The sequence below is a fragment of the Roseateles sp. AC306 genome (assembly GCF_979253795.1).
Genome location: NZ_CEEDEB010000013.1, coordinates 100,215 through 125,076, shown reverse-complemented (window position 1 = coordinate 125,076; position 24,862 = coordinate 100,215). Strand labels below are relative to the sequence as shown.

At 68.9% G+C, this 24,862-nt stretch carries 29 protein-coding genes and 1 other RNA gene; 19 read left to right on the top strand and 11 right to left on the bottom strand.

The window, feature by feature from the left end:
- Window positions 1–175 precede the first annotated feature (175 nt).
- The 3 genes from AC0IZJ_RS21910 to AC0IZJ_RS21900 are packed head-to-tail and all read left to right on the top strand — an operon-like array spanning window position 176 to window position 1,814.
- Window positions 176–436, top strand: a complete 261-nt coding sequence (locus AC0IZJ_RS21910; protein WP_471853675.1) for a DUF4398 domain-containing protein — start codon at window positions 176–178, stop codon at window positions 434–436.
- Window positions 437–453: 17 nt separating this feature from the next.
- Window positions 454–1,368 carry an OmpA family protein gene (locus tag AC0IZJ_RS21905; RefSeq protein ID WP_471853673.1) on the top strand — a complete coding sequence of 305 codons (915 nt, stop codon included), beginning with the start codon at window positions 454–456 and terminating at the stop codon, window positions 1,366–1,368.
- A 26-nt stretch (window positions 1,369–1,394) separates the two neighbouring features.
- Complete coding sequence (locus AC0IZJ_RS21900; protein ID WP_471853671.1) at window positions 1,395–1,814, top strand: hypothetical protein; 420 nt, start codon at window positions 1,395–1,397, stop codon at window positions 1,812–1,814.
- 93 nt (window positions 1,815–1,907) lie between these two features.
- On the opposite strand, the gene ffs is transcribed toward AC0IZJ_RS21900, so the two are convergent.
- The 3 genes from ffs to AC0IZJ_RS21885 form a co-directional block, all read right to left on the bottom strand.
- An RNA gene (gene ffs, locus AC0IZJ_RS21895) (signal recognition particle sRNA small type) lies at window positions 1,908–2,004 on the bottom strand.
- Window positions 2,005–2,014: 10 nt separating this feature from the next.
- Window positions 2,015–2,401: a SirB2 family protein gene (locus AC0IZJ_RS21890; protein WP_471853669.1), complete on the bottom strand. Its 387-nt coding sequence runs from the start codon at window positions 2,399–2,401 to the stop codon at window positions 2,015–2,017.
- A gap of 4 nt (window positions 2,402–2,405) precedes the next feature.
- Entirely contained in the window at window positions 2,406–3,518 is a 1,113-nt protein-coding gene (locus AC0IZJ_RS21885) for an AIR synthase-related protein (protein WP_471853668.1), read from the bottom strand.
- A 41-nt stretch (window positions 3,519–3,559) separates the two neighbouring features.
- Between AC0IZJ_RS21885 and dnaX the strand changes: the two genes are divergently transcribed.
- From dnaX to AC0IZJ_RS21865, 4 genes are read left to right on the top strand one after another with little or no spacing between them, the layout of a single operon-like run.
- Window positions 3,560–5,437, top strand: coding sequence for a DNA polymerase III subunit gamma/tau (dnaX, locus tag AC0IZJ_RS21880; protein ID WP_471853667.1), 1,878 nt, complete (start codon window positions 3,560–3,562; stop codon window positions 5,435–5,437).
- Window positions 5,438–5,447: 10 nt separating this feature from the next.
- Window positions 5,448–5,774 carry a YbaB/EbfC family nucleoid-associated protein gene (locus AC0IZJ_RS21875; protein ID WP_471853666.1) on the top strand — a complete coding sequence of 109 codons (327 nt, stop codon included), beginning with the start codon at window positions 5,448–5,450 and terminating at the stop codon, window positions 5,772–5,774.
- Entirely contained in the window at window positions 5,762–6,352 is a 591-nt protein-coding gene (gene recR / locus AC0IZJ_RS21870; protein ID WP_471853729.1) for a recombination mediator RecR, read from the top strand. The genes AC0IZJ_RS21875 and recR overlap by 13 nt, the downstream gene beginning before the upstream one ends.
- An 11-nt stretch (window positions 6,353–6,363) precedes the next feature.
- Window positions 6,364–6,756: an MAPEG family protein gene (locus tag AC0IZJ_RS21865; protein ID WP_471853665.1), complete on the top strand. Its 393-nt coding sequence runs from the start codon at window positions 6,364–6,366 to the stop codon at window positions 6,754–6,756.
- Here AC0IZJ_RS21865 and AC0IZJ_RS21860 read toward each other — a convergent pair.
- Together AC0IZJ_RS21860 and gloB are read right to left on the bottom strand one after the other, a co-directional pair.
- Entirely contained in the window at window positions 6,753–8,360 is a 1,608-nt protein-coding gene (locus AC0IZJ_RS21860; protein WP_471853664.1) for a transglycosylase SLT domain-containing protein, read from the bottom strand. The genes AC0IZJ_RS21865 and AC0IZJ_RS21860 overlap by 4 nt on opposite strands.
- The gene (gene gloB, locus AC0IZJ_RS21855; protein ID WP_471853728.1) at window positions 8,357–9,154 is read right to left on the bottom strand and encodes a hydroxyacylglutathione hydrolase; all 798 of its coding nucleotides are present in this window, start codon (window positions 9,152–9,154) and stop codon (window positions 8,357–8,359) included. Before gloB ends, AC0IZJ_RS21860 begins: the two co-directional genes overlap by 4 nt.
- Before the next feature lie 34 nt (window positions 9,155–9,188).
- Here gloB and AC0IZJ_RS21850 point away from each other — a divergent pair, with 34 nt between their 5' ends.
- The 5 genes from AC0IZJ_RS21850 (at window position 9,189) to dcd (ending at window position 14,723) form a co-directional block, all read left to right on the top strand.
- Entirely contained in the window at window positions 9,189–9,902 is a 714-nt protein-coding gene (locus tag AC0IZJ_RS21850) for a class I SAM-dependent methyltransferase (RefSeq protein ID WP_471853663.1), read from the top strand.
- Window positions 9,899–10,378, top strand: a complete 480-nt coding sequence (gene rnhA, locus AC0IZJ_RS21845; protein ID WP_471853661.1) for a ribonuclease HI — start codon at window positions 9,899–9,901, stop codon at window positions 10,376–10,378. The genes AC0IZJ_RS21850 and rnhA overlap by 4 nt, the downstream gene beginning before the upstream one ends.
- Before the next feature lie 74 nt (window positions 10,379–10,452).
- Window positions 10,453–12,486 carry an amidohydrolase family protein gene (locus tag AC0IZJ_RS21840; protein WP_471853660.1) on the top strand — a complete coding sequence of 678 codons (2,034 nt, stop codon included), beginning with the start codon at window positions 10,453–10,455 and terminating at the stop codon, window positions 12,484–12,486.
- On the top strand, window positions 12,483–14,042 hold the full coding sequence (locus AC0IZJ_RS21835) for an ABC transporter substrate-binding protein (protein WP_471853659.1): 1,560 nt from the start codon (window positions 12,483–12,485) through the stop codon (window positions 14,040–14,042). Before AC0IZJ_RS21840 ends, AC0IZJ_RS21835 begins: the two co-directional genes overlap by 4 nt.
- A gap of 114 nt (window positions 14,043–14,156) precedes the next feature.
- Entirely contained in the window at window positions 14,157–14,723 is a 567-nt protein-coding gene (gene dcd, locus AC0IZJ_RS21830) for a dCTP deaminase (RefSeq protein WP_457421636.1), read from the top strand.
- Window positions 14,724–14,737: 14 nt separating this feature from the next.
- Here the strand turns inward: dcd and AC0IZJ_RS21825 are convergent, their stop codons facing one another.
- Window positions 14,738–15,139 carry a GFA family protein gene (locus tag AC0IZJ_RS21825; RefSeq protein ID WP_471853657.1) on the bottom strand — a complete coding sequence of 134 codons (402 nt, stop codon included), beginning with the start codon at window positions 15,137–15,139 and terminating at the stop codon, window positions 14,738–14,740.
- A gap of 54 nt (window positions 15,140–15,193) precedes the next feature.
- Complete coding sequence (locus AC0IZJ_RS21820) at window positions 15,194–15,679, bottom strand: SRPBCC family protein (protein ID WP_471853655.1); 486 nt, start codon at window positions 15,677–15,679, stop codon at window positions 15,194–15,196.
- A gap of 132 nt (window positions 15,680–15,811) precedes the next feature.
- On the opposite strand from AC0IZJ_RS21820, the gene AC0IZJ_RS21815 reads away from it, so the two are divergent.
- The 5 genes from AC0IZJ_RS21815 (at window position 15,812) to AC0IZJ_RS21795 (ending at window position 20,504) form a co-directional block, all read left to right on the top strand.
- Window positions 15,812–16,180, top strand: coding sequence for a cupin domain-containing protein (locus AC0IZJ_RS21815; RefSeq protein ID WP_471853653.1), 369 nt, complete (start codon window positions 15,812–15,814; stop codon window positions 16,178–16,180).
- An 8-nt stretch (window positions 16,181–16,188) separates the two neighbouring features.
- Window positions 16,189–16,917 (top strand): sigma-70 family RNA polymerase sigma factor, encoded by a 729-nt coding sequence (locus tag AC0IZJ_RS21810; protein WP_471853651.1) that lies wholly within the window; start codon window positions 16,189–16,191, stop codon window positions 16,915–16,917.
- A gap of 10 nt (window positions 16,918–16,927) precedes the next feature.
- Window positions 16,928–17,740 (top strand): cupin domain-containing protein, encoded by an 813-nt coding sequence (locus tag AC0IZJ_RS21805; protein WP_471853649.1) that lies wholly within the window; start codon window positions 16,928–16,930, stop codon window positions 17,738–17,740.
- Between the two features lie 72 nt (window positions 17,741–17,812).
- A complete protein-coding gene (locus AC0IZJ_RS21800; RefSeq protein ID WP_471853647.1) occupies window positions 17,813–18,214 on the top strand; it encodes a hypothetical protein in 402 nt (133 codons plus the stop codon).
- Window positions 18,215–18,317: 103 nt separating this feature from the next.
- The gene (locus AC0IZJ_RS21795) at window positions 18,318–20,504 is read left to right on the top strand and encodes a S46 family peptidase (RefSeq protein WP_471853645.1); all 2,187 of its coding nucleotides are present in this window, start codon (window positions 18,318–18,320) and stop codon (window positions 20,502–20,504) included.
- Between the two features lie 56 nt (window positions 20,505–20,560).
- On the opposite strand, the gene AC0IZJ_RS21790 is transcribed toward AC0IZJ_RS21795, so the two are convergent.
- The gene (locus tag AC0IZJ_RS21790) at window positions 20,561–21,121 is read right to left on the bottom strand and encodes a YceI family protein (protein ID WP_471853643.1); all 561 of its coding nucleotides are present in this window, start codon (window positions 21,119–21,121) and stop codon (window positions 20,561–20,563) included.
- A gap of 83 nt (window positions 21,122–21,204) precedes the next feature.
- Here AC0IZJ_RS21790 and AC0IZJ_RS21785 point away from each other — a divergent pair, with 83 nt between their 5' ends.
- Entirely contained in the window at window positions 21,205–22,551 is a 1,347-nt protein-coding gene (locus AC0IZJ_RS21785; protein ID WP_471853641.1) for a hypothetical protein, read from the top strand.
- A gap of 4 nt (window positions 22,552–22,555) precedes the next feature.
- Here AC0IZJ_RS21785 and AC0IZJ_RS21780 read toward each other — a convergent pair whose 3' ends face one another.
- The gene (locus AC0IZJ_RS21780) at window positions 22,556–23,011 is read right to left on the bottom strand and encodes a MerR family transcriptional regulator (RefSeq protein WP_471853639.1); all 456 of its coding nucleotides are present in this window, start codon (window positions 23,009–23,011) and stop codon (window positions 22,556–22,558) included.
- 9 nt (window positions 23,012–23,020) lie between these two features.
- On the bottom strand, window positions 23,021–23,278 hold the full coding sequence (locus tag AC0IZJ_RS21775) for a hypothetical protein (RefSeq protein ID WP_471853637.1): 258 nt from the start codon (window positions 23,276–23,278) through the stop codon (window positions 23,021–23,023).
- A 94-nt stretch (window positions 23,279–23,372) separates the two neighbouring features.
- Between AC0IZJ_RS21775 and AC0IZJ_RS21770 the strand changes: the two genes are divergently transcribed.
- On the top strand, window positions 23,373–23,708 hold the full coding sequence (locus tag AC0IZJ_RS21770; protein ID WP_471853636.1) for a YnfA family protein: 336 nt from the start codon (window positions 23,373–23,375) through the stop codon (window positions 23,706–23,708).
- Here the strand turns inward: AC0IZJ_RS21770 and AC0IZJ_RS21765 are convergent, their stop codons facing one another.
- On the bottom strand, window positions 23,709–24,854 hold the full coding sequence (locus tag AC0IZJ_RS21765; protein ID WP_471853635.1) for a serine hydrolase domain-containing protein: 1,146 nt from the start codon (window positions 24,852–24,854) through the stop codon (window positions 23,709–23,711). It lies immediately after the preceding gene.
- Window positions 24,855–24,862 lie beyond the last annotated feature (8 nt).

The window sequence follows — 24,862 nt, the reverse complement described above, 5'->3', positions numbered from 1 at the left end:
TCCAAACCGGCGCGGTGAACAAGCTTCACCGACCGGTCACAACACACAACACAACCAGGAGTCACTCATGAATCCGCATTCGATAACAAGGAATTGCCGGGCAGGTCTTGTTGCCTGTGCCGCCCTCGCACTGGTGGCCTGTGCGTCGACCCCCGAGCCCAAGGAGCAATTGGCTGTGGCCAACGCCTCCGTCGAGAACGCCGCCGGCAACGCCGCCGAGGCACCTGCTGAGTTGTCCACCGCCCGCGACAAGCTGGCGCGCGCCAACGCCGCCGCTGCCCGCAAGGACTACGTGGCCGCCCGCCAGCTGGCCGACGAGGCCGCAGCCGACGCGGCACTCGCCCAGGCCACGGCGCGCACCGCCCGCTCCAGCCGCGCTCTCGCCGAAGTGCGCGAAAGCATCCAGCAGCTGCAAGCGCAGCTGAATCGTTCCTGATTTCGGAGACAAACACCATGAAAACCATTGCCCGCCTGACCGCCCTGGCCGCTGCTGCCACCCTGTTCGCCGGCTGCGCCAGCGCCCCCACCGTCACCCCCGCGCTGCAGCAGGCACGTGCCACGGTGCGCAGCGCCGAGTCGGACCCGGCCGCGCTGAAGTACGCCTCGCTGGATGTGAAGAAGGCCGGCGACTCGCTGCGCCGTGCCGAGCAGCTGAGCGCCAGTCGCGAGTCGCCCGCCGACATTGACTCCGCCGCCTACATCGCCTCCACCCAGGCTCGCACCGCTCTGGCCCTGGCCAAGGCAGCGACCGAGGAAGAGGCCATCAAGGCAGCAGAAGCTGACCGTGAGCGCGCCCGCGCCGACGCCAACGCGCGCCGCGCCAACATGGCGCAGAACCAGGCCGCCAACGCGCAGATCGCCGCGGCCAACGCCAATGCCGATGCCAGCGCTGCCCGCCAGCAGGCCACCGCTGCCCAGGCCGATGCGGCCCAGGCCCAGGCGCAGGCTGCCGCGCTCGCCCGTGAACTGGCCGATCTGCAGGCCCAGCAGACCGACCGCGGCATGCTGGTGACGCTGGGCGATGTGCTGTTCGAGACCGGCCGTGCCGAGATCAAGCCCGCCGCACAGAACGCCATCGGCAAGCTCGCCAACTACCTGAAGGAGCATGCGGACCGCCGCGTGCTGATCGAGGGCTTCACCGACAGCACCGGCAGCGATGCGACCAACCTGACCTTGTCGCAGCGCCGCTCGCAGGCCGTCGCCGACGCACTGCGTGCCCAGGGCGTCGACCCGGCTCGCGTGGCCACACGTGGATACGGCGAGCAGTACCCGGTGGCCAGCAATGCCAGCACATCGGACCGCGCGATGAACCGCCGTGTCGAGGTCTACATCTCGAATGACAACCAACCGGTTCGCGCCCGCGGCTGAATGCCGCATCCTTGAAGGAGATTGCGATGAACACCCACCGATGTCACTCCGCCGCCACCTGGCTTGGCGCTGCGCTGCTCGCGCTGAGCGGCGCCGCCCAGGCGGCACCAGCGGCCAAGAACGTCGACCCCCTGCGCTTGCAGTACGAGCGTGAACGGGCCGACTGCATCACCGGCAAGACCAGCCAGCCGCGCAACGTCTGCCTGCGTGAAGCCGGGGCCGCCTATGCCCAGGCCCGCCAGGGCAAGCTGATCTCGCCGACGGATCGCTCCGATCAATGGGCCGCCAACGCGCTCAAGCGCTGCCAGGCCCAGCCGTTGGAAGACCGCGAACTGTGCGAACGCCGCGTGCGTGAAGGGCAGGTGGTGGGCAGCGTCGAGGGCGGCGGCCAGATCAAGTCGCTGACCGTGCGCTCGACGGACATCCCGAAGTCGCCTGGCGGCTGAGCGGATGTGAAATGGGGGAGGGTTTGATCCCTGCCCTGATCGGCTGGAGCCCGGCATTCATGCTGGCTCCGGCCGATTGCTTTTGAGAGGGAGGGTGACGAGCCTGACCCCGGCACTGGTTGCAACGCTTAGGGCTGCTTGGTTCCCCACCTGACCCGGTTGGGCGCGCTTCCATGCGGGGAGGCCCGTCGAACGAGATTCTAACCGGGTAGCAAGGCGCGGTTGATCGACAGGTCCATTGCCAGCGCGAGCAGCGCGAGTGCCGTGAGATACCCGAGCAGATGCAGGTTCGCGCGGCTCATCGCCCAATGGCCGCAGAACACGTAGCCGATGAGGGCGAGGAGCTTGACGCCCAGCCACCAGTCACGCACCGGGTGGTAGCCGATGGCGCCCCACAGGCTCAAACCCGTGACGACGAGGCAAGCGTTGACGCCGAAGACGAGTACCAGCAGGCGCGCGTCCTTGGCAATCTCCTGCGCGCGTGGCGAGCCGAACTGGAAGATCGCACCCCGTATGAAGAACAGGCCTACGCTGCACCAGGCCAGCAGCACATGCCACTGGACCATCTGCGTGTAGAACCATGTCACGGGTTTAGCGCAGCGCCAGATCGTCTTCGCTGAAGCGGATGCCCAGCGGTTCGATCAGCAACTGCTTCTCGCCCGCCTCGACGGTGCCGGCCACCCAGGCCTCGATGCCGCAGTCGCGCGCCACCTGCGCCGTGCGCTCGCCGTCTTCCGCCTTGACGAAGATGGCAAAGCCGGCGCCCATGTTGAGCGTCGAATAGGCCTCGCGGTCGTCCTGGCCCGCCTGCTTCTGGATGAACTCCAGAACCGCGGTCTTCGGGGGCACGGTGTGGATGCGGTAGGTCAGCTGGCTGGGGTGGCGCAGCAGCTTGCGCCAGCCGTGGCCGGTGATGTTGGCGCAGTAGTGGGGCGCAATGCCCGCTTTCCACAGGGCCTCGGTCACCGGCGAATACAACGCCGTCGGTGCCAGCAATGCCTCGCCATAGCTCAAGCCCGGCTCGATCTCGGTCAGATAGCCATTGGGCAGGCGCTCTGCCAGCTTGCGGGCCAGGCTCAGGCCGTTGGCGTGGATGCCGCTGGAGGCCAGCAGCACGATGGCGTCGCCTGCACCCAGCTTGTCGCCAACGGACAGGCGCTCCTTGGGGTTGATGAGGCCGGTGCAAGAGGCGGCCAGGTCGATGCGGCCGTCTTCGACGATGCCGGCCAGCGCCGGCGTCTCGCCACCGCCCCAGGCGACCTGGCAGGTGTCGCAGGCGGCCTTCCAGCCGGCCACGAGAGCCTGCGCGCGCTGGGCGTCGCCGAACCAGTCGCTGCCACCCGCGGCCCAGTAGGCCTGCACGACCAGTGGCGTGGCGCCGACGGTGATCAGGTCGTTGACCGCCATCGCGATGGTGTCCTGGGCGATGCCGGCAAAGAAGCTCTTGCCCGTCAGCTTGGCCATCTCGTCGGCCACGAGCGTCTTGGTGCCCAGGCATTCGACGATGGAGGCCAGGTAGAACGGCCCGACGTCCACGACATAGGCCGACTCACCGCGCGAGGCCTTCACCTCAGTGAAGCCGTGGCCGGCGAGATGGGCCGCGGTGGCGGCGGCGGCGCGCTGGGCGGTGATCTTCAGCGGGTCGATCAGGTCGTAGTTGACGCCGGCTTGGTCGTAGGTGAGGGGGGCTGCGGTACTGGTCATCCGCCAATTATCGACGGAGGCCCCACCTAGAATCGCCGGCTATGAGTTATCAGGTCCTGGCCCGCAAATACCGTCCGCAGAGTTTCGAGCAGCTCGTCGGCCAGGAGCACGTCGTGCAGGCCCTCGCCAATGCGCTGACGCAAGGCCGCCTGCACCACGCCTACCTGTTCACCGGCACCCGCGGCGTCGGCAAGACGACGGTGTCACGCATCCTGGCCAAGAGCCTCAATTGCGTCGGCGTTGATGGCACCGGCGGCATCACGGCCCAGCCCTGCGGCGCTTGCCACGCCTGCCGCGACATCGACGCCGGCCGCTTCGTCGACTACGTGGAGCTGGACGCGGCCTCCAACCGCGGCGTCGAGGAGATCTCGCAGCTGCTGGACCAGGCCGTCTACAAGCCGGTCGTTGGCCGCTTCAAGGTCTACATGATCGACGAAGTGCACATGCTGTCGAACACCGCCTTCAACGCGATGCTGAAGACGCTGGAGGAGCCGCCCGACTACCTGAAGTTCGTGCTCGCCACGACCGACCCGCAGAAGGTGCCCGTCACCGTGTTGTCGCGCTGCCTGCAGTTCAACCTGCGGCCGATGGCGGCGGCGGATGTGCAGATGCACCTGGGCAATGTGCTGGGCGCCGAGAGCGTGCCGGCCGAGCCGGGCGCGCTGCGGCTGCTGTCGCGGGCGGCGCGCGGCTCGATGCGCGACGGGCTGTCGCTGACCGACCAGGCGATTGCCTTCGGTGCCGGCTCGCTGACCGAAGCCGGCGTGCGCCAGATGCTGGGCAGCGTGGACCGAGGCCATGTCGTGGCCATCGTCGACGCGCTGGCGGCGGCCAGCGGCGAGGCTGTCGTCGCTCAGGCGGATGCGCTGCGCGGCGCGGGGCTGTCGGCCGCCGGCACGCTGGAGGACCTGGCCACGCTGTTCCAGCAGATGGCGCTGGCGCAGGCGGCGCCCACGGCACTGGACGATGCCGACAACGAGACGGCCGAGATTCGCCGCCTGGCCGCTGCGCTGCCTGCAGACGAGATCCAGCTGATGTACAGCATGGCCCTGCATGGCCGGGCTGAGCTGCATCTGGCGCCGGACGAATATGCCGGCCTGCTGATGGTGCTGCTGCGCATGCTCGCGTTTCGCCCGCCCGGCACGCAACCCAAGCCGGTGAAAGCCGCGGCGCTGGTGCGGCCGCAGGCCGTGGCCAAGGCCGTCGTCGCGGTGCCGCTGCCTAAGATCGCGCCGCCAGCGCCGGTTGTCGCTGCTCCGCTTGCTGCGCCCGTTGCGCCCGTTGCGCCCCCGGCCGTTACAGCGCAGGTCGCCGCGCCGGTCCTCCGGGTGCCTGAGCCGGCGGCGCCCAGTTTTGGCGCCCGCTTGCGCCCGCGTCCGGTGGAACATGCCGCTGCGCCTGAAGACGACGAGATGGGCCTTGACGGCGCGCCGCCCGACGACGCGCCGCCGCCCTGGATGGACGCCGATGACGCGCCCGCTGCTGCTGTGTCCGCCGCGCGCGAGCCCGACGAGCCGCGCCGTGCCGAGCTGCGCGAGACGCCTGAAGGCGCACTCTGGGCCGAGCGCATTGCCGCCCTCAACCTGCCCGGCATGACCGGCGAGCTGGCCCGCCAGGCGCAGGCCCTCGCTTGCACGACCGCAGACGGCCGCGAGGTCTGGACGCTGCGCGTCGAGCGCGAATCGCTGCGCCAGCCGGGTCTCGTCGTCAAGCTGGAAGCGGCACTGGACGCCCGACTCGACATCCAGGCCGGCGTGGCCGAAGACTCCATTGCGCTGCGCACCGTCGCGCGTGCCGAGGCGCAGCAGCGCGCGGCGGAAGACCTCGCCGTGCAGCACCCGATGACGCGCACCCTGCTGGCCCAGTTCCCCTCGGCACGCATCCTGCCCGGCTCGGTCCAACCCCTGATCACCACCTAAGGAACACACCATGATGAAAGGCCAACTCGCCGGTCTGATGAAGCAGGCCCAGGCGATGCAGGACAACTTGAAGAAGGCGCAGGAAGAGCTTGCGAACATCGAGGTCGAGGGCCAGAGCGGCGCCGGCCTCGTCAAGGTCGTCATGACCTGCAAGAACGAAGTCCGCCGCGTGACCATCGACCCCAGCCTGCTCGCGGACGACAAGGACATGCTGGAGGACCTCGTCGCCGCCGCCTTCAACGACGCGGCCCGCCGCGCCGAGGCGACCAGCTCCGAGAAGATGGGCAAGCTGACGCAGGGCATGCCCATGCCTCCGGGGATGAAATTCCCGTTTTGAACTCGCTGGATGCGCTGATTGAGGCGCTCAAGCGCCTGCCCGGCGTGGGCCAGAAGTCGGCCCAGCGCATGGCCTACCACCTGCTGCAGCATGACCGGCTGGCCATGCCGCGCCTGGCCGACGCGCTGACGGCGGCCGGCGAGAACATCAAGCATTGCCAGCGCTGCCACACCTTCAGCGAGGCGCCGATCTGCGGCGTCTGTGCCGACGTTGAGCGTGATGCGCGGCTGCTCTGCGTTGTCGAAACGCCGGCCGATCAGGCCGCGCTGGAGCGCACTGCCTCCTACCGCGGCTACTACTTCGTGCTGCTGGGCCGGCTCTCGCCGCTGGACGGCATAGGCACGCGCCAGATCGGCGCGGCCGAGTTGCTGGCGCGCGCGGCGGAAGAGGGCGTCGAGGAAGTGATCCTTGCCACCAGCTTCACCGCAGAGGGCGAGGCCACGGCCCATGTGCTGGCCGAGGCGCTCAAGGCGCGCGGCATCAGGTCAACACGGCTCGCGCGCGGCGTGCCGGTGGGCAGTGAGCTTGAATACGTGGACCTGGGCACCATCGCCCACGCCCTGACTGACAGACGCTGAAAGCAACCTCGATGACCATCGCCCAACTCTGCCTGCTCGTCGCCTGTGCCCTGCCGCTGGGCTGCTCCTGGCTGGCGAAGTCCAAGGGTTTCGGCAAACGTCGCCGCGATGGCGGCTTCGACAACCACCAGCCGCGCGAATGGCTGGCCAGGCTGAACGGCTGGCAGGCGCGTGCCAACGCTGCCCAGGCCAACAGCTGGGAAGCCTTGCCGCTCTTCATCGCGGGGCTGTTCGTCGCTCACCAGCACCAGGCCGCCCAGGCCACGATCGATGCGCTGGCGCTGGGCTTCATTGCCGCGCGGCTGGCCTACATCGCGCTTTACCTGGCGGACCAGGCTTCGCTGCGTTCGCTGCTGTGGTGTGCGGGCGTGGCGGCCTGCGTCGCGCTCTTCTTCGTCGGTTAAGGCGCAGCAGAGGCCACGACGTTGTTGCGTCCCTTGCCGCCACGGTCCTTGGCGACGGTGCGCGGCGCGGCTGGCTTGGCGGCGCGCGCGGTCACGCTCTTCGTCGCCTTGTTGGTCTTGCCCTTGGCAACCGTGCGGGCTGCCACCGTGGCCTTGCCGGCCGACGGCTGGAAGGCCGTGTAGACGATGACCGCCTGGCCCGGCTTGAAGCGGGCCGAGCTGCCGACCTTGTTCCACTGCGCCACCTGCTCCGTGCGGACCTTGTAGCGCGCCGCGATCGCGGCCACGGTGTCGGCCTTGCCGGCCTTGTGCGTCACGCGCCTCAGCGGCGGCGCGTCGGGCGCGAGGTTCAGGCTGGCGTTGTCGGCCAGGCGCTCTGAGACGTCGTCGTGCACATGCGCGGCGCGCGGCACCAGCAGCGTGGAGCCGGCCTTGACGATCATCTTGGGGGGGATGCGGTTGATCTCGCGCAGCGCCGACTCGGCCATGCCGGTGCGCCTGGCGGCCTCCGACGGGCTCATGGTCTTGGGCACGACCCAGGCGGTCCAGGTGGCCAGCGGGCCGCCATGGCGGGCCAGGTTCTCGGCAAAGTTGCTCGCCTGCTCATAGGGCAGCAACACCTGCGACGTGGCGGCGGCCAGGATGACCGGCTTGTTCATCTGCGGGTTGAACTGCTGGAAGGTCTCCAGCGTGATGCCGGCGAGTTCGGCGGCCAGCGCCACGTCGATGTCGCGCTCGATCTTGACGCTCAGGAAATAGGGGTGGTTGGCCACCTTCGGCAGAGCCAGCGCGTAGCGGTCGGGGTGGAGGACGATGTTCTTCACGGCCTGCAGTTTGGGCACGTAGTAGCGCGTCTCGTCCGGCATCTTCAGGCTGGCGTAGTCGGTCGGCAGGCCGAGCTTCTGATTGCGCGCGATGGCCTTGCTCACATTGCCCTGGCCCCAGTTGTAGGCGGCAAGTGCCAGGTGCCAGTCGCCGAACATCTTGTGCAGCCGGCCGAGGTAGTCGAGCGCGGCGCGGGTGGAGGCCAGCACGTCGCGGCGGTCGTCGCGGAAGATGTTCTGCTTCAGGTCGAAGTCGCGGCCGGTGGCGGGCATGAACTGCCACATGCCGGTGGCCTTCGCCGTGGACACGGCGTGCGTGACGAAGGCGCTTTCGATGAAGGGCAGCAGCGCCAGCTCGGCGGGCATGCCGCGCTTCTCGACCTCGTCGACGATGTGGAAGAGGTAGCGGCTGCCGCGCGTCGTCATGCGCTCGACGTAGTCGGGCCGGGCGCTGTACCAGGCCTCGGCCTTGCGCACCCAGTCGTCGTCCAGGTCCTGCAGCTGGAAGCCCGTGCGCAGGCGGGCCCAGAGGTCGGCACTGGCATCGGGCGCGTCGAGGTCGATCTTCTCGCCGGGGCGGAGGTTGTCTTCCAGCAGTTCGGCGGCCATGGTGCGCACGGCGACCGGCGCTGCGGCTTGAGGCGCCGGGGCGGCCTGGAGGGGAGTGGGAGGGGGGAGGGGCGCCGGAGCCGGTGCTTCGGCCAGTGGCGGTGCGGTGGTGGCACAGGCGGCGAGCAGGAGGGAGATCGCCAGGGGAGTGAGTCGGTGAATCAGCGTCATCGGAATCCGTTCTTCCATTCGCGCAGCGTGGCGAAGACGTCGACCGGGCTGGGCGCGGTCGGAAGTTTCAGCGGCGCATGGCGCCGCGCGGCCTCGCGCAGCGCGGGATCGGCGCAGCGCAGGAAGGGGTTGATCTGTCGTTCGGTGCCGACGCGGCCGGGCAGCGTCGGCCGGCTGGCGGCGCGCTCTGCCTCGCACCAGGCGGCGTAGGCGGCCAGTGCCGGGTTGGCGGGGTCCACCTCGCGCGCAAAGCGCAGGTTGGACAGCGTGTATTCATGGGCGCAGCAGACGCGCGTCTGCGCCGGCAGCGCGGCCAGGGACTGCAACGAAGCGTGCATCTGCGCAGGCGTGCCTTCAAAGAGGCGGCCGCAGCCGGCGCTGAAGAGGGTGTCACCGCAGAAGAGCAGGGGGTCGGCGCCCGGGACGTCCGCCGCGAAGTAGGCGATGTGGCCCGCCGTGTGGCCGGGCACGTCCATGACCGCAAAGCGCAGGCCCAGCAGCTCGACCGTGTCGCCGCCCTGAATCCGAGTTGCAGCGCGGGTCACGGGCTCGGGCATCTTCTCGTGAGCCGGCGCGTAGATGGGGCCCTGCAGGCGCGGGCGCAACGCATCGACGCCGCCGACGTGGTCGGCGTGGTGGTGGGTCAATAGAATGCCGGCGAGCGTCAGGCGGCGGGCGTCCAGGGCTGCGGCCACCGGAAGCGCGTCGCCGGGATCGACGACCAGGGCCTCACGGCCGTTGTCCAGCAGCCAGAGGTAGTTGTCGTCGAAAGCGGGGAGAGGCGTGAGCGTCAACGTGAGCGTCACCAGTAAAGGGTCGAGTATAGATTTGGCAGCCTGGCTGCAGACCCCGCCGGGCCGTTACCTGCTGGGCTGGGAGCAGGCCCAGGTCGACATGGCCGTGGCCGACCTGTTCGGCTTCCACGCGCTGCAGCTCGGCATGCCCGAACTGAACGGTCTGCAGACCAACCGCATGCCGCACCGCTGGCTCGCGGGCGTGGACCTGCATTGCGACTACGAGGCGCTGCCCTTCGACAGCGCCAGCCTCGACCTCGTGCTGCTGCCGCACTCGCTGGAACTGGCCTGCGACGCGCATGCGCTGCTGCGCGAGGTGGAGCGCGTGCTGCGGCCCGAGGGGCGGCTGATCGTCTTCGGCCTGAACCCGGCCAGCCTGTGGGGCCTGCGCCAGAACCTGGGCCGGTTCAGGCGGCGCGGTGAGCCCTATCTGCCCGACCTGGGGCCGGAAGGCGAGTTCATCGGCTACTGGCGGCTGCGCGACTGGCTCAAGCTGCTGAGCTTCGACGTCGAGGCGGCGCGCTTCGGCGTCTACCGCCCACCGCTGCGCAGCGAGGCCTGGCTGGACCGCTGGCAGTGGACCGAGGGCGTGGGCTCGCGCTGGTGGCCGGTGCTGGGCGCCGTGTATTTCATCCAGGCGGTCAAGCGCGTGCATGGCATGCGCATGATCGGCCTGGCCAAGACTTCGCGCGCGGCGGCCAAGAAGGCGCCTGCCGTCGCGCTGAACAACCATCACAAAAAAGAATGACCGATACCGATACCGATACCGCCACCAAGCAGGCGCTGCCCATCAAGAAGCCCCAGGTCACCATCTATACCGACGGCGCCTGCAAGGGCAACCCGGGCCCCGGCGGCTGGGGCGCGTGGCTGTCCAGCGGCGGCCACGACAAGGAACTCTTCGGCGGCGAACGCGAGACGACCAACAACCGCATGGAGCTGATGGCGCCCATCGAGGCGCTGGCTTCGCTCAAGCGCAGCTGCGATGTCGTCGTCTATCTGGACAGCGAATACGTGCGCAAGGGCATCACCGAATGGATCATCAACTGGCAGCGCCGTGGCTGGAAGACGGCCGACGGCAAGCCGGTGAAGAACGCCGACCTGTGGCAGCGGCTGGACGCGCTGCGCAAGCTGCACACGGTGCAATGGCGCTGGGTCAAGGGCCACGCGGGCGACCCAGGCAACGAGCGCGCGGACATGCTGGCCAACAAGGGTGTGCCGCGCTGAGCGGGCGCCGAAAGCCTTCAGCGCTTCCGTCAGTACAGTGCGCGCCACCTAGACCATCTCCCCGGGGATCGCCCATGAAGCTGTTGCCCACCCTGTTCGCCACGCTGCTGATGACGGCCGGCGCCACCCAAGCGCAGACACAGACCTACACCGTCGTCTGCGTGAAGACGCCCTGCGGCCATCTGAAAGTTACCGAGAGCGCCGGCAAGCTGGAGACGGACTACAGCTACCGCAACAACGGCCGCGGCCCCGACCAGAAGGAAGTGCTGGAGTTCGCGCCCGACGGCGCGTGGCTGGCCTACCGCACCGAGGGCGTGGCCACCTATGGCGCGCGTATCGACGAGAGCTTCGAGCGCAAGGCCGATGGCAAGGCGGTCTGGCGCTCGCCGGTGGACCGCGGCGAGCGGCCCGGCCTGGCTCGCGATGCCGTCTACCTGCCCGTGCAGGGCAGCCCGGCCTGGGCCGCGCGGCTGGCGCAGAGCCTGCTCGCCGCCAAGACGCCGCGCATCGAGGTGCTGCCCGCAGGGCGCCTGTCCATCGAGCGCGTGCAGCGTCTGCCCGTGCCGGGGCAGTCCTACGAAATCGGCCTCTACGCCATCACCGGCATGGAGCTGGAGCCCAGCTATCTCTGGTTGCGCGAGGACAACCGCGCGCTGTTCGCCCAGGTCTACCCGGGCTGGGGCGGCACGGTCGTGCAGGACTTCGAGACCGAGATCGACCGCCTCAGCGAAGCGCAGAACGCCGCGCAGATGACCCACCTGCGACGCCTGGCCAAGGAGCTGCCACAGCCGCTGCCTGGGTTGACGGTCATCGAGGGCGTGCGCTGGTTCGACTCGCAAGCCGCTCAGCTGCGCGGGCCGTCCGACGTTTATCTGCAGGATGGCCGCATCGCCTTCATCGCCAAGCCCGGCAGCCTGAAGACCGCTGCGCCGGCCCAGCGCATCAGTGGCAAGGGCCGCACGCTGCTGCCCGGTTTCGTCGACATGCATGCCCATGTGACACCGGCCGACCTCCTGTTGAACCTGGCCGCCGGCGTGACGGCGGTGCGCGACGTGGGCAACAACAACGCCGAGCTGGTCGAGCTGCGCGGCCGCATCGAACGCGGCGAGGTGCTGGGCACGCGCATCTCGGCCAACGGCTTCATCGAGGGCAAGAGCCCGTTCTCGTCGCAGGCCGACTTTGTGCCCGACAACCTGGCCGATGCACTCGCCGCCATCGACTGGTATGCCGCCCACGGCTACCGCCAGCTCAAGCTCTACAACTCCATCCGCCCGGAGTGGGTGAAGCCCATGTTGGCCCGCGCGCGGGAGCTGGGCCTGCGCACCGGCGGCCATGTGCCGGCCTTCATGACGGCGCGCCAGGCCGTCGAGGCGGGCTACGACGAGCTGCACCACATCAACCAGGTGACGCTGAACTTCCTCGTCGGCAAGGGCGACGACACGCGCACGCTGCTGCGCTTCAACCTCGTCGGCGACAAGGCGGCCGACCTCAGGCTCAACGACCGCCGCACGCAGGACTTCATCGCACTGCTGAAGAAGAAGGGCACCGTCGTAGACGCGACGATGACCGCCTTCGAGGGCACCTACACCCAGCGCCAGGGCCAACCCAGCGCCAGCTATGCGATGGTGGCGGCCAATCTGCCGGCCGTCGTGCAGCGCAGCTATCTGTCGGCCGAGGTCGACATGGACGACGCCAAGGCCAAGCGCTGGGGCGCCAGCTGGAAGGTCATGATGGACCTGCTGCGCCGCATGCACGCCGCCGGCATCCCGCTGGTGGCCGGCACCGATGCGACGGCCGGCTTCGCCTTCCAGCGCGAGCTGGAGTTGTATGTACAAGCGGGCATCCCGGCCGCGCAGGCGCTGAAGATTGCGACCTGGAACGGCGCGAAGTACAGCGACCGGCTTCATGAGATCGGCAGCATCGAGCGCGGCAAGCGGGCCGACCTGCTGCTGGTGGACGGCGATCCGGTGGCCGATATCCGCGCCATTCGCCGTGCGGTGCTGGTCATCCAGGGCATGAACAACGAGACGCGGGCACTGTCGCCTGCGGCCCTGTACCAGGCCGTGGGCATCCTGCCCTTCGTGCCCGCCGCGGAGATTGCGCGATGAAACGTCTCGCCGCTCTGCTGCTGATGCTGCCATTGCTGGCCAGCGCGGACACGACGCTGCGCTTTTGTTCCGCCGGCAGCCCCAAGACCTTCGACCCGTCCATGACGGACAGCGGCATCGACCACATCGCCCACCTGCCCATCTTCGGCACGCTCGTCGAACTCCGGCGTGGCACGGACGAGTTCATTCCCGGCCTGGCCACGAGCTGGAGCATCAGCCCCGACGGCCTGGCCTACACCTTCGAGCTGCGCCGCGGCGCGAACTGGCATGCCAGCGCGGACTTCAAGCCGACGCGCCCGTTCAACGCCGATGACGTCATCTTCACCTTCGGCCGGCTGCTCAACCGCGACAGCGACTTTGCCAAGGCACTGCCCGGCGTGTGCCCCTACGTCGTGTCGTTCGGCTGGGAGAAGCTGATCCGCCGGGTCGAGAAGCTGGGCGAGCACCAGGTGCGCATCACGCTGGCCGAGCGCGATGCGTCCTTCCTGCATGCGCTGACGCAGGCCTTCGTCCTCATGCAGTCGGCTGAGCTTGGAGCCCAGCTGCTCAAGGCCGGCACGCCGCAGCGCATCGCGCAGATGCCGGTCGGCACCGGGCCATTCCAGTTGAAGAGCTTCCGCGCCGACAGCGTCATCCGCTACGTGAAGCACCCGGGCTGGTGGCGCAAGGACGAGACGCCGCGCGTCGACCAGCTTGTCTACGCGATCACGCCGGACGCGACGGTGCGCGCGCAGCGCCTGAAGCGCAACGAATGCGACATCGCCGACCCGGTGGGCCCCGCCGAGCTGGCCGACCTGGCCAAGGATCCGGCGATCAAGCTGGCCACCGCGCCGGGCATGAATGTCGGTCTGCTGGCCTACAACACGAAGCGCCCAGCCCTCGCCAAGCTGGAGGTGCGCCAGGCGCTGGACATGGCCATCGACAAGGCCGCCCTCGTGCGCACCATCTACGGTGACGCCGGCACCTTGGCCACCAGCCCCATCCCGGCGGCCAACTGGGCGCACGACGCGACGCTCAAGCCCGTGCCGCACGACCCGGCCAAGGCGCGTGCGCTGCTGCAAAAGGCCGGCGTGCTGCCGCTGAACCTCACGCTGTGGGCCATGCCCGTCGTGCGCAACTACAACCCCAACGGCCAGCGCATGGCGCAGATGATCCAGGCGGACTGGGCCAAGGTCGGCGTGGCGGCGCGCATCGTCACCTACGAATGGGGCGAGTACCTGCGCCGCATCGACGCCGGCGATCACGACGCGGCGCTTTCCGGCTGGAACGGTGACCCGGAGCCCGCCGGCACTGCGGGCCAGCTCGCCTGCGGCGCGGCCAGCGGCACCTTCTGGTGCAATCCGGCCTACGACAAGCTGCTGGCCGAGGCGCGCCAGGCGCTGAACCCCGCCGAGCGCAAGCCGCTCTACGCGAAGGCCCAGCGCCTGGCGATGGAGCAGTTGCCGTGGACGCCCATCGCCTATGGCCGCATCGCCGTGCCGATGCGCGCGGCCGTCAAGGGCTTCGTGCTGGACCTGGACGGCAGCCGGTATTTCGACGGGACCTTGCCGAAATGAAACCAACCCGTACCGGCTTCGCCGGTGTCCGCAAGGGGCGCTGCCGGTGGCCCGGCAAAGCCGGCTCCATGGCAGCCGCCTGGGAACGCACCACGGATTTCTAAGAGGATCAATATGAGTATCAAGAGCGACAAATGGATCCGCCGCATGTGCGCGGAGCACGGCATGATCGAGCCCTTCGAGCCCGGCCAGGTGCGCGAGCAGGACGGCCGCAAGATCGTCAGCTACGGCACCAGCAGTTACGGCTACGACATCCGCTGCGCGCCCGAGTTCAAGGTCTTCACCAACATCCACAGCACCGTGGTGGACCCGAAGAACTTCGACGAGAACAGCTTCGTCGACATCAACAAGGACGTCTGCATCATCCCGCCCAACAGCTTTGCGTTGGCGCGCACGATGGAGTACTTCCGCATCCCGCGCAACGTGCTGACGGTGTGCCTGGGCAAGAGCACCTATGCGCGCTGCGGGATCATCGTCAACGTCACGCCCTTCGAGCCCGAGTGGGAAGGCTATGTGACGCTGGAGTTCAGCAACACCACGCCGCTGCCGGCCAAGATCTACGCGGGTGAGGGCTGCGCGCAGGTGCTGTTCTTCGAGAGCGACGAGGTCTGCGAGGTCAGCTACAAGGACCGCAAGGGCAAGTACCAGGGGCAGGTCGGGGTGACGCTGCCCAAGGCCTGATCGCGAGTCCGCAGTTATTGCTGAGGCGAACCCGGCACATCGCTCAGTTCACCCACCCACGGCTGCTCCGAGTGCTGCCAGATCTGGAAGCCCGGCTTCAACTGCGCGCGCTGCTCGACGCAGCCCAGCCGTATCGCCACAGCCGTCGGGTTCTCGGGCGCCGTGCCCCACAGCGCCGTGCCGCAGTCCGCGCAGAACACCTGCGCGCGCCGGTTGCCGCTCTGCGCGACCTTGATGTAGCTCTTGGGCGAGCCCTTGAGCAGCGAGAAATTGTCGATGGGCGTCGGGATGACCGCCCGGAACGGCGCGCCGGACATCACCTGGCAGTCATTGCAGTGGCAAACCACGACGCGCGACGGGTCGATCTCGGCCTCGAAAGCGATGGCGCCGCAGTGGCAGGCTCCGTTGATCTTCATGGCTTGGCTCCAAATGCGGCTGTCCGAACGCCGCGAAGCATGCCACCAACGGGCTCAGCCCACCATCAACGCCAGATACTGGATCAAGCCCATCCGGCCCGCCCGCATCACCCGCTTGTGATTCCAGCGGAACAGCGGCCCCAGCAGCGGCGCTGTCCAGCGCAGGATGCCCGGCGGCAGCGTGACGCGCCACACAAAGGTCACGTCGGTATGCCCACCCACCTCAGGGGTGGCCTGCTTCATCAGCCAGATGCCTTCGCCCGCCAGCGTACCGGCGGCCTTGGCGCGCAGGCGTTCTTCCTTCAGTACGTCGGTCACCTCGAGCTGCAGGTGGAGCCGGTAGCCCAGGCCAGTGCGGAAGGTGATTTCCTGGAGCAGCCCCACGCCGGTGCCGTCGCCACTGCGCAGCTTCCTCACGCCCACCACGCCCGGCCACCAGCGGGGCCAGTGCTCGGTTTCAGTGATGGCCCGCCAGACGTGCGATACCGGCGCATCCAGGCGCCAATGGCTGACGAGGTCGAAATAGGCGATCTGGGACATGTGAAAGTTGTACGACCGGCGTCGTGGCGTGGATGCTAGCCACAGCGAAGGAGTACGCTGCATCCGGAATCAAATCCGCTGCGTACACCCGTGATGAACTCGTCCTCCGCCACCCCAACCCAGGCCCGCGCCATGCGCCGTCGCCTGCTGGAGCGTGTGGCCGACACCGAAGACCGTCACCTGACCGTGCCCCCCGGCGCGGCGGGCTGGCAGCCCTTCGTGGACGGCGTGCAGATCAAGGTACTGCATGAGAACGAGGGGATTTTGAGCTATCTGCTGCGTTTTTCGCCCGGCGCGCGCCTGGAGGCGCACCGCCATGCCGTTGACGAGGAATGCGTCGTGCTGGACGGCGTGCTGAAGGTGGGCAGCCGCTTGGAGGTGGCCGCTGGCGGCTATCACCTGGCGCGGGCGGGCACGCTGCACGCAAGCATCACCACCGACACCGGTGCCACCATCTTTCTGCGCGGCGCCGAGCCGCACGCAGACCAACTGCTGGTTTGAGGTTTGACATGGCCCTTCCACACCCGATAGAGCCCGACGACCCGCCGCCCGAGGTGGCGTTGTTGTTCGACGTTGAATCGAACGACGGCGAACCGCAAGACCTTGAAGCAGCTGCGGCCTGCCCGGAGGTCCAGGCGGCCGCCCGGCTGCCGGGTTGCCCGGCGCCAGACGATGCCCAGCTGCAAGCCTGGATCTCCGGCATCGTCGACCACGACGAGCGCGCGCTGCTGGCCCTGTACGAGGCTACGCTGTCGCGTGTATACGGCCTGGTGCTGCGCCTGGTGCGGCGCTCGCAGCTGGCCGAGGAAGTGGCGGAGGAGGTCTATTTCCAGGTCTGGCGCCAGGCGCCGCGCTTCGATGCCGAACGCGGCCGGCCGCTGACCTGGCTGCTGGGCATGGCCCGCTCACGTGCCATCGACGCCATCCGCCGCGAGGCCCGCTTCCAGCATGAAGAGCTGGACGAGGAGGCCTCTCCGCTCGCTGCCCCCGCTGCCGACTCGGGCGATGAGCTGCTTGCCGTCGCTCAGGGGCATGCCGAGCTTCACCGTGCGCTGCTGCTGCTCAAGCCCCAGCCGCGCCAGCTGGTGGCGCTGGCCTTCTTCAACGGCCTGTCGCATGAGGAGATCGCCAGCCAGACGCATCTGCCCCTGGGCACCGTCAAATCCCAGATCCGCCGCGCGCTGATCACGCTGCGCGAGACGCTCGGTGACACTGGCGCGCATGCGCTGCCGGCTTGAGGCCAACGCGATGACCACCATGTCCCCCAAGACGAATTCCAACGACGACGACCTGAGCCCCCTGCTCAGCGAACCCTTCGCCCGCGCCTGGGATGCCCCCGTGCCTGGCCTGCCCGGCCGGCTCGGCGAGCGCCTGGGCCAACGCCTGGCTCAGTCCGTGAAGGCCGAGCAGGGCATGGTCACCGTGCGCCGCCGCAAGGCTGAGGCCCAAGCCCTGGCGGACGGCGTGCAGCAGCGCTGGCTCTACCGTGCGCCCGCCGATCGTGCGCCGCGCCCGGGCGAGCCGCGTGCGGCCAGCGTCATCGAACTTCAGGCTGGCACCCGCCTGGCGCTGCCCACCGGTGGCCTGCGCGAGTTCCTGGTGCTGCGCGGCAGTGTCGAGGTCGACGGCGAGCTGTTGAATCTGCGCGACTTCCTGCTGCTGCCTGCTGGCAGTGTGCCGGTGCTGGCGAGTCCGGATGGCGCGCATGTCTTCGTGCGCGAGGCCGAAGGGCAGGGCGCCGAACGCACGCTGGTGCGCGACCGCGAGGCCGGCTGGCCCGAGTTCGCGCCCGGCATCGCCCGCCGCGTGCTGTGGACGGCCGGCGGCGAGGCCGCGCTGCTCTACCGCGCCGACCCCGGCGCCAAGGTGCCCGGCCACGGCCACGGCCACGATGAGGAATGCATGACGGTGCAGGGCGAGATCTTCCTGGACGACATGCTGCTGCAGGCGGGCGACTACCAACTCGCCCCGGCAGGCACGGGTCACCGTGTCACCGAGACGGACACGGGCGTCATCATCTACGCCCACGGCGACCTGGATCTGGCGTTCAACGGAACTTGAGCGGCATCAGCGGCGGATAGATGGGCCTTTTCGCCCTTTATCCGCCCTTCGCTTGACCGAGGCCTTGGCACCATGACTTCACACCCGAAGTCCGCCGAGGCCCACATGCTCATCCCCCTGCACCTGATCCCCGTCCCCGCCGACGAACCCCGCGGCCAGGGCGACCCGGGCCATGCGTGGAGCGGCCTCAAGATCGCGCAGGGCGTGCACCTCGGCGACATCCGCGCCCTGGGCCTGACGGTCTCCGGCGCCACCAGCGGCCCGGTCAGGACCGGCGACCTGCTGCGCTTCGGCCAGCTGATGAACGACGCCGGCCTTGCCATCAACCCCACGCGCATGCTCTACGACCGCCACTACGCCTATGAGCGCCTGGCCGATGGCCACGCCTGCGACCACCCCGGTCTGCGCGAACTTGCGCTGGAGCTGTTCGAGGCCTACCAGGCCGCCGGCGAGTGGATCGGGCTCACCCATTGAGCTGAACTCCGGGTTTCCCGGGGGCGAAGCCTGTCTTTCCGCACCCGGGGTTTCCGAACCCCGCGGGGTAACCTCGCGGCTCCGCTTTTCAGCCGACCGCCCCATGACCCGCTTTCCCCTTTCACTACTGGCCGCCGCCTCCCTGGTGGCCGCCACCGCCCATGCCGATGAAGGCATGTGGATGCCCAAGCAGTTGCCGCAGATCTCCAAGGCCTTGAAGGCCGGCGGCCTGGCGCTGGACCCAACCAAGCTCAAGGACCTGACCGACTTTCCCATGGGCGCCGTCGTGTCGCTCGGCGGCTGCACGGCCAGCTTCGTCTCGCCCCAGGGCCTGGCGGTCACCAACCACCACTGCGCCTACGGCAGCATCCAGTACAACTCCAAGCCCGACCGCGACCTGCTCAAGACCGGCTTCTACGCGACGACGCTGGCCGATGAGCTGCCCGCCGCGCCCGGCAGCCGCATCCTCGTCACGGTCGACATGAAGGACGTGACGGTCGACATCCTCAACGCGAAGACGACGGCCCTGACCGGCAAGGCCCGCACCGACGCCATCGAGGACACGCAGAAGAAGCTGGTCGCCGCCTGCGAGGCCGACGCCGGCCACCGCTGCAATGTCCACCCCTTCTTCGGCGGCCTGCAATACCAGCTCATCAAGCAGCTGGAGATCCGCGATGTGCGCCTGGTGCATGCGCCCGCCACCGGCGTGGGCCTGTTCGGCGGCGATGCCGACAACTGGATCTGGCCGCGCCACACCGGCGACTACAGCTTCTACCGCGCTTACGTGGGCCCGGACGGCAAGCCGGCCGACTTCAGCAAGGACAACAAGCCCTACACGCCCAGGCACCACCTCAAGGTCGCCTCGCCGACGACCAGTCCGCTGAACGAGGGCGACTTCGTCATGGTGGCCGGCTATCCCGGCCACACCGACCGCCACCGCCTGCCCAGCGAGGTGGACTTTGCCTTCGGCTGGCAGCAGCCCAAGCAGGTCGAGACCATGGGCGAGGCCATCGACGTCATCAAGGCCGAGACCGCCAGCCGCCGCGACGCCGAGATCAAGATGGCCGCGCGCATGCAAGGCCTGCAGAACTACTTCAAGAACCTGCAGGGCCAGCAGCAGAGCTACGACGGCGGCGACGTGCTGGCGCGCAAGACCGCTGCCTTCGACGCGGTGAAAGCCTGGGTCAAGGCCGACCCCAAGCGCCAGGCCCGCTACGGCGCCGACATCGCCGCGACCGAGGCCTTGCTGGCCGAGCGCGAAGCCACCACGCGCAACGAGCTGCTGCTGGCGTTTACCAGCCCGGCGCTGCTGCAGTCGGCCCGTCAGCTTTATGAATCGGCCGTGCAGCGCGCCAAGCCCGATGCCGAGCGCAAGACCGGCTACCAGGAGCGCGACGCCTCGCGCATCAAGGCCAACCAGGAACGCCTGGATCGCCGCTACGACGAGCAGACCGACAAGAAGAGCGCGGCCCACTTCCTGGCCAAGTACCTGGCCCAGCCTGCCAACACGCTGAACACCGCGCTGCTGAACACGCTGGGCCTCAAGCCCGGCATGGACGAAGCCGCTGTGAGTGCCAGGCTCGATGCCTTCTATGCCGGCTCCAAGCTGGCCGACAAGGACACCCGCCTGGCCTGGCTGGACAAGGACGTGGCTGCCTTCAAGGCCAGTGACGACGCCTTCATCAAGGCCGCCGTGGCGCTGTACGAAGACGACCAGAAGCGAGAGAACCGCGACAAGGAACTGGCCGGCAAGCTCAGCCAGGCCTATGCCGGCACCATGCAGGCCGTCATCGACTTCAATGCTGCCCAGGGCCGCGTCGTCTACCCCGATGCCAACAACACGCTGCGCATCAGCTTTGGCAAGGTGCAGGGCCGCAGCCCGGGCAACGACGGCAACAACTGGACGGCCTTCACGACGCTGCGCGGTATTCAAGCCAAGCACAAGGGCCCGACGGAAGCCGGCGGCGAATTCGACGCCCCTGCTGCACAGCTCGCCGCCATCAAGGCGCGCAACTTTGGCCCCTACGGCGTGAAGGCGCTGGACTCCGTGCCCGTGAATTTCCTGGCCACGGTGGACACGACGGGTGGCAATTCCGGCAGCCCGGTGCTGAACAAGAAGGGCGAGCTCGTGGGCCTGCTGTTCGACGGCACGCTGGACGCCGTCATCTCCGACTGGGACTTCAACCCCAAGATGGTCCGCAGCATCTGCGTGGACTCGCGCTACATGCTGTGGCAGATGAGCATGGTGGACAAGACCACGCGTCTTCTGAACGAAATGGGCATCAAGTAGGGCCTGATACGCCCCATGCAAAACCGGCCCTTGTGGCCGGTTTTTTCATGGGAGCCTCATTCCTTGGCGATGGCCTCCACCTGGATGCGCAGATTCACATCCATCTTGAAGCCCCAGTCCTTGCCTGCGCCGAGTCCGAAGTCGTCGCGGTTGAAGCTGCCCGACGCATCCGCGCCGCACAGTTCGCGCTTGTGCAGCGGGTGGGGAATGCATTTGAGCTGATGCACGGTCAGCGTGACGGGCCTGGTCTTGCCGTTCAGCGTCAGTTCGCCCACCAGCCTGGCCGGTAGGCTGCCCTCGAAGCGGCCCTTGAACGTGGCGCTGGGGTTCTTCTCCACGTTGAAGAAATCCTTGCCGCGCGCCCAGGCGTTCATCGCGTCCAGGCCGAAGTCGATGCTGGCCAGGTCCATCTGCACGTCCACGCTGCCGCTGCCGTTGGCCTTGTCGTAGACGATGCTGCCCGCGCTCTTGTTCAGCTTGCCGCGCCAGACCGACAGGCCCATGTGGTCGGCCTCGAAGCTGGGGTAGGTGTGCGTCGGGTCGATGTCGTAGGTGACCGGCGCGGCTTGGGCGAGGCTGGCGGCGAGCAGGGCGGGCGCGAGGGACAGGTGCTTCATCGGGTTTCCTTGGCGGTTGAATGGATGCCTGACACTACGACGAAGCAGGCCTCCGGATTTCGACAGGGGCCATCATCGCCGCCATGAATCTCCGCCCACTGCTCGCCCCGTTGACGCTCGCCGCGTCGCTCGTGCTCACGGCCTGTGCGCCGCTGCAGCCGGCCCAGCCGCCCATCGAGAAGCCTGCCGAAAGGCGCTACACCGCCGCCGAGCTGCTGGCCTTGGAGCCCGCCGACCTGGCTTGGCCCGCCACGTCGACAGACGGCGAACGCGCGCTGCGCGAGGCCGCGCTGGCCGACATCCGCGCCCGCATCGCACTGCCTCCCGGTGCCGAACGCGAGGCGGCCCTGCCGAAGCTGTTCGACCTTGTCGGCCAGTACAACGCCGAGATCCCCGCTGCCCGCTCGCTGCTGCTGGAAGCCCTGCCCACACTGGGCCAGCGCAACCCCGAGTTCCAGCGCGCGCTGCTGACTGCGGCTCACATGCTGTACCCGGCCGAGGCCGCGCCGCTGATCTGGCCGTTGCTGCCGCAGCTGACAACGAGCAAGCCCTTCGCCATCGCGGCCTACACGCTGCTGCTGGCCGACGGTGCTGCGGCCGACCGCCTGCGCACGCTCGTGCCGCAGCAGTTCCCCGCCTGGGCCGATGACCCGCGGCTGACCGCGCTGATGCGCCGCCTGAGCCCCTCGACCGCCGTGCCACCGCCACTGCCCGAACTGCTGGCGGCGCCGCTGCGCCCCGGCTTCCCTGTGATCTACAGCCTGCAGCGCCCCGGCCGCCAGCAGATGGGCCTGGTGCTGATGCGCGCCGCCGACGGCCGCTTCGTGCGCGACGCGGCTGGCCAGCTCTTCTCCTCGCCTCAGATCGCCCTCTCGCGCAGCGGGCTGCCAGGCACCATCACCAACGGCAACACGCCGCAGGGCCTGTTCACCGTCGTCGGCGCCGGCACGGCCACCAATCCCAACATCGGCCCCACGCCCTATCTGCACAGCAAGCTGCCCGTCGAGGCCACAGTGGCCGAGTTCGAGCACGTCGCCATGGCCGATACGGCCGCATGGAACGATGCCGTCTACGCCAGCTTTCTGCCCGACAGCTGGCGCGGCTGGCCGCCCTTCCAGGAAGCCTGGCTCGCGGGCCGCGCGGGCCGCGATGAACTGCTGGTGCATGGCACGACGATCAACCCCGCCTACTACGCCGGCACACCGTATTTCCCCGGCACGCCGCAGCAGGGCTGCATCATCTCCAGCGAGACCTGGGACCCGGCCACCGGCCGCCTGCTGGCCAGCCGCCATCTCACGCTCGTCCAGACCTACGCCGCTGCCGGCACACGTGCCGACCTGGCGGGCTATCTGATCGTTGTCGACGTGGCGGGCGAGGGCGCTGTGACGCCTGCCGAGGCGCTGGCGCTGGTGAGCGCTGCCGGCCGTTGAGCCTTCAACCGCAGCAGCGCGACGGCGCACCGGCCTTTCGGGGTGCGTGTTCCGCCAGCTCTTCGAGGATGCTGCAGTCCACTGCCGCGCCGCCTGCACAGGCCGTGTCGCAGTCGCTGACGAAGGCAGCCAGGCTGACTTCCAGCGCCGCCAGCTCCTGGCGCTTGCGGCGCACTGCGGCGAGGTGCACGGCGGCGATGTCGCGCACCTCCGCGCAAGGCCGTGCGGGTTGATCGACCAGGCCGACGAGCTCGCGCACCTGCTCCACCGTGAAACCGAAGTCACGACAGCGGCGGATGAAGCTCAGGCGCCTGAGGTCCGCCTCGCCGTAGCTGCGCTGGCCGGCCTCGCTGCGCACGGCGAGCGGCATCAGGCCTATGCCTTCGTAGTAGCGCACCGTGGGCACGCTGCATCCCGCGCGCCTGGCGGCGGCGCCGATGGAGAGCTTCAAGTCAGTCATGCCGCGATGCTAAGAGCAGTCGACCTGGCATGCCCCCGTGCAGCCCGTGCGCTGCCTGGCCGCGCGACGCCGGCGCCAGGCCATGGCAGCGAACAGCGCGGCCAACACGGCCAGCGCCGCCGCCGCGACCAGGGCTTCGTTCACGCCGGCCAGCAGCGCCGAGCCGCCCGACAGCAGCGCGCCGCCGCCCAGCAGTGGCAACGTGCAGCAGGCGGCGCAGGCCAGGCCCAGCCCCGTCAGCCCCATCAAAGCTTTCCAAGACGTCATTGCAGTTCTCCAGGTTGCGGGGCGCATCGCCCATGTCCGACACGGTAGGACCTCAAGCCACTTGAGGGTCAAGCCCCGCGACCACAATTCGCGCATGGACGTGCTCAAGACCTTTGCCCTCTTTGTCGTCACCGCAGTGGCGGAGATCGTCGGCTGCTATCTGCCCTGGCTGTGGCTGAAGCAGGGCGGCCCGGCCTGGCTGCTGCTGCCGGGCGGGGCCAGCCTGGCCTTGTTCGCGTGGCTGCTGTCCCTGCACCCGACTGCGGCGGGGCGTGTCTATGCGGCTTATGGCGGCGTCTACATCGGCGTGGCCATTGCCTGGCTGATGGTGGTGGACAAGGTGAAGCCGACGATGACCGACTGGATAGGCGTGGCGCTGTGCCTGTCGGGCATGGCCGTCATCATGTTCGGGCCGCGCGCCGCCGCGTGATCAGCGCAGGAAGGCCATCTCCCCGTACTCCCACCGCCACGGCGCACCCGTCTCGCCAAGGATGAATTCGACGAGGCGAGGGAAGGCGCGTTCGGCGCGCACGTCGTTGGCCAGGATGACGACGCAGCGCTTGCCTGCTTTCACGCAGACCCAGGTGTTGCCCGTGCTGTCGTTGTGCCCGCCCTTGTAGAAGCCCGGCCCCTGCGGCCCGGTGAAGGCGATGACGCCGAGGCCGGCGGCAAGGTCAGGGCGACGCTGGGCCGGTGGCAGCTCGGGCTGGAAGGTCGGGAACTGCGTGGCCGTCGTGATGGGCAGATGCGGCGCGGTGAGGGCGTCGAGGTTGGCGGCGCCAACATAGGCGGCCGCCATCTTCGCCATGTCGGCGATGGTCGTGTCCATCGAGCCCGCCACGCGCACCTTGCTGCGCTCGTCGTGCGGCTCGACGGTGCCGTCCTCCTTCCAGCCGTCGGCCAGGTTGGGCCGAAAGTCGGGCCGCCACATCAGGCTGGTGCGCGTCATGCCCAGGGGCGTGAACACGCGTCGCTGCACCTCGGCGCCCACGTCCAGACCCAGGCCGCGCTCCAGCACGAACTGCAGCAGGATCAGCCCCTCGCCCGAGTAGGCGTAGCGCGTGCCCGGGTCGAAGTGCATGCGCACCTTGCGGTCGGGCTCCAGGAAGGCGAAGTTGGCAAAGCCGCTGCTGTGTGTCAGCAGCATGCGCGCGGTCAACCGGCGCCAGCGGGGCTCCTCCGCCAGGTGGCGCCAGGGGCCGGATTTGGGGTCGGCGGGATAGTCCGGCAACGGCTTGTCGAGGTAGGCGGCCAGGGGCCGGTCCAGGTCGAGCCGGCCTTCGTCCACCAGCTGCATGACGAAGTAGCCGAACACGGACTTGGTCAACGAGGCGCCGTACATGACGGTGTCGGTCTGCAGTGGCTCGCCTGCGGCATTGCGCTTGCCGTAGGCGGCGACGTGGACGACGCGCCCCGCATCGACGACGGCGAGCGCCAGGCCGTGGGCTTGCGCGCCGGCCATCAGCCGTGCGGCTTCGGCGTCGATGGCGGCGGGCGCGGGCAGTGACGGCGGCGCGGCGAGGGCAGCCACCAGTGGCAGGGCGGCCAGCAGGCCGGCAAGTGGAATCAGTCGCATGAAGTCCT